Source organism: Marivita sp. (assembly GCF_022763305.1).
Lineage (GTDB): Bacteria > Pseudomonadota > Alphaproteobacteria > Rhodobacterales > Rhodobacteraceae > Marivita.
Genome location: NZ_JALEGT010000007.1, coordinates 1 through 2805, shown reverse-complemented (window position 1 = coordinate 2805; position 2805 = coordinate 1). Strand labels below are relative to the sequence as shown.

Here is a 2805-nt window from a genome sequence, read left to right as displayed (position 1 = left end):
ACCTGTTCACCGGCTTGGGCAAGCTGCTCTGCAATGCCAAGACCCGGTGTCGGCTTGCGCCAACCTGTATGTTTCATGGATAGTTCTCGCCTCCTCTGCTTGATGGAGGGCAAAAGAATCCCGTTCGCTCAGGAGCGTTGCTGTTGACAGTGATTCGCCGGAGAACTATCTTGATAGCGACCAAACTAATCTTGATAAGCTCTCAGGCCCTCAGCTTGGGGGCTTTTCTTTTGCCGTTATCTCAAAGCATATCCGCTCCTGTTTCTTACCCCGTTTGGATCGAAGACGACCGTCTCCGCGGCTCCTGCCTCTTACTTCGATCCGTGTTTCTCCAAGTACTCAGCGATGACATCACTCAAACCTCTGAGAATGTCCTCGTCCAATGTTAGCCCCGTGGCAGCGACCGAGAGCTTCCCGCCCTGCCCTGTAACACTCAATTTCCGCGAACCGATCTTTCGCTGTACCGTGAGTTTCTTTGGGCTCTGCGATTTCTTTTTTGCAGGCTTGGACGGCTTTTTAGTCAGGTCGCCAAGAACCTTTTCGAGGTCACGGTGGCTGAGATCGTAGACATCTTTGCACGTGTGCAAAATCTCACCTCTAGCCGCATAGACAGCGCGACCACGTGATACCGCGCTGTTATGGACACCCACACGCTTGGCGAACTCGGTTGCAGTTATCTTCTCGTCCGGTTTGGCATCTTGTAGCCGCTCGAACATTTCGCCTATCGAAACCAGACGCTCGAATGCGCTCAGGTTTTCACGTTCCTCATTTTCCCGGAAGCGCATGAATAGCATCTCGAACTGCTCTTCACGGGAACCCCGATGGGATTGTGGAACCAGAATGGCGCGGACAGGCAATCCCAAAGCTTCAAGGATCGCATGGCGTCGCCGACCCACAATCAACTGGAATGTCACGCCTTCTACGTTCTCGGGCTCACGTTCATCCGGTCGCCAATCAGGATCCGCTGGCCGAACATGAATGGGCGTATCTTGACCATTCTTCTCGATACTCTCTTTGAGCTTCTCGAATGCCTCTTGGTCGCGCCAATCTTCACGCCGGTCCGATCCAATCACGTCCACGATCTGAGACGGATCAATCTGCAACTCATGTCGACCCGCGAGAATGCGCTCCACGACCTGTGCGCGCTCAACGTGAAGCATCTGGCTGGCGTCTGAAAGCGCTCCGGCCTTCCAAGCACTGCCAGAGCCGCCCAGTCTTGGCTTAACCCCACCAACCAGTTTCGCTTCGTCTTCGTGGACCTGTTCGCTTGCACCAGATCCAGGAGCCGCAGACACATTCTCATCTGGGCGCGCGGACTTTTTCTTGAGGACCGAGCTGCTCAATGTTCGCTTCATTCGGCTTCCTCCTCGAAATTGTAGAAGTTCTGCATCCAATCCTCGGCATAGCCACGCTCAAGACCAGGCCAGAGGCGTGAGACGATGGCGTCATTCACTGCGTCAGCATTCTCGATGAACCTGTTGATGCCTTTTCGCTTGCCTGGCGTATCTGGGTCATACTCGTAGACGGACTGATAAACGTCCGACGCGTTCGAAATAGCATCGGAGCGAAGATAGAATACGGGCAGCACCTCATCTGGGCAGTTTTCGAGCAGGTTGCCGACCTGTGTGAGATCTTGCTCATTTGTTCTCTGCACGATCGTGGGCAACAGCATATGTGCCGCACCGCCCATATCGATCCGATCCGTCGCGAAAATGTGGCGCAGCATGGTGAGGAGACCAGTCACAAAGGTGGACAAGGTCGCAATGTCGAACCCCTTCATCGTCTGCGGGATAATCAACGAAGTAGACGCCATCACATTGTTCAGCTGGAACAGTGTCAGCGCAGGCTGATAGTCGATAATGATGCAGTCCAAGGTCTCGTTGAGGGCACTTTCAAGCTTCGCTTGGTCGACCCTACCGTTGCTCACCAGTTCATTCGGACGGGTGACCGGTGGATGCCCCTCTTTCCAACGATTTATGGAGTCTCTTAGGAACCTGTAGAACCGCTTTTCCGGGGTGCCCGCTCGCAACAACCTCGCGATCTGAATTTCACCTTCGGAGGTTTCGCCATGCGCAGGTACTAGCCGCACGCCCGGCCAAGAGGTTTTCTTGAAGAACCCGTCAAGCGTCTCCGCATCATAGTCAGTGTAAGGGATGGACTCGTCGGTCTGAAACAGCCCCGCGAAGTCAACCATCGTCGGAGTTTCGTCATCTGGCAAAGTTGGCATTTCTTCGCCGCCGACAAAATAGAGCGTGATCGTGCTCTGGGGGTCTGCGTCCATGACGCCGACTCGCATGCCGTAGTGCAGACTCAGGTACTGAGCGAAGTGCGCAGCACTAAGCGACTTTGCCGTCCCACCTTTCTGACTTGCGAATGAAATGACGGGCAAAGGATCGTCGGGTTTGCGCCAAGCAAGAAAATGCTCAGGCCGCTTTGCTGATGCAGCCATCAAAGCCCGGATGTGCATCAGCTCCGTCAGTGTAAAAACACGTTCGCGCCCTACATGTTTGCCGGCAGGAAAATCCTCATTGTCCTTAGCGAACTTCGTTAGATGCTGATGGCTAATGTTCAGGAAGCGAGCGCATTGACGCATCGACCAAGAGCGCTTGATGCGCTCACGCATCGTCAACTCCTTGTTGACCGAGACCATGGTCCGGCCAAGGCCCCGCTCGAGCTCTTGAAGGAACTGTTCTATACTGCCGCCCATTACACCGCTCTCATTTCGACTCTCTCACGGAATCGCTCCGAGTTGTAAATAGCACGGTTTTTGAGGAAATGTACAGATATTGTACGCCTACAGGATTT

At 54.1% G+C, this 2805-nt stretch carries 2 protein-coding genes; both read right to left on the bottom strand.

Annotated elements, in window-relative coordinates:
* Positions 1-311: 311 nt before the first annotated feature.
* Positions 312-1355, bottom strand: a complete 1044-nt coding sequence (locus tag MRY75_RS00520; RefSeq protein WP_292305188.1) for a ParB N-terminal domain-containing protein — start codon at positions 1353-1355, stop codon at positions 312-314.
* Positions 1352-2707 (bottom strand): AAA family ATPase, encoded by a 1356-nt coding sequence (locus tag MRY75_RS00515; RefSeq protein ID WP_292305187.1) that lies wholly within the window; start codon positions 2705-2707, stop codon positions 1352-1354. The genes MRY75_RS00520 and MRY75_RS00515 overlap by 4 nt, the downstream gene beginning before the upstream one ends.
* Positions 2708-2805: the final 98 nt, after the last annotated feature.

What these genes read in the sequence shown, in the direction of transcription:
- MRY75_RS00520 (WP_292305188.1), bottom strand. Translation starts at nt 1,355, where the DNA reads ATGAAGCGAACATTGAGCAGCTCGGTCCTCAAGAAAAAGTCCGCGCGC.
- MRY75_RS00515 (WP_292305187.1), bottom strand. Translation starts at nt 2,707, where the DNA reads ATGGGCGGCAGTATAGAACAGTTCCTTCAAGAGCTCGAGCGGGGCCTT.